The 620-nt window shown below is 44.5% G+C and carries 1 protein-coding gene; it reads left to right on the top strand.

Annotated elements, in window-relative coordinates; genetic code table 11:
• Positions 1 to 597: formylglycine-generating enzyme family protein (locus QTN94_RS20295; protein WP_331428678.1), on the top strand; the 597-nt coding region annotated here is incomplete at its 5' end.
• Positions 598 to 620: the final 23 nt, after the last annotated feature.

Here is a 620-nt window from a genome sequence, read left to right as displayed (position 1 = left end):
CAGAGGATAATCGATGGTCAATATCTCAAACGGGATGCTAAAGATTTTGAATCAAGAAAAGAGTATTACGAAGGCAAACCCGCTAGAAAAGTAAATTGGCAAGATGCAAAAAACTATTGTCAATGGCTGGGGCAATTGACCGCTTTACCAGTGGATCTGCCTACCGAAGCACAGTGGGAATACGCTGCACGCAGCCGTGGTCAAAATCTCTACTACGCAACCAACAATGGCTTTATTCAGTTTAGGGGAAGAGGTTTTTATAACCCAGAATTAGGTGGTTATGAAGAGTTTACCGATAAAACCGCTAACATCGCCACAGGCCTAAAAACGGTTGGTATGTTTGCACCCAATCCACTTGGTCTTTATGATATGACTGAAAATGCCGAGGAGTGGGTCAATGATTGGTACGCTAAAGATTATTATAAAGTGTCGCCTAAACTTGATCCACAAGGCCCAGAAAAGGGTGAGTATAAAGTTATTCGAGGTGGGGGAGGTATGGTCACTGCCGCCCGCGCATTTGACCCGATAGTAAGTGATAATCTGTCATACAATTCAGGATTCCGCTGCGCAGTACAGAGCACTGAACAAGCTTATTAGCCTCGAAAACGACCGCCTTACGG

Source organism: Vibrio sp. M250220 (genome assembly GCF_036533795.1).
GTDB lineage: Bacteria > Pseudomonadota > Gammaproteobacteria > Enterobacterales > Vibrionaceae > Vibrio.
Note: the sequence above shows the minus strand (reverse complement) of the source record. Positions and strands in the feature narration are given on the sequence as shown.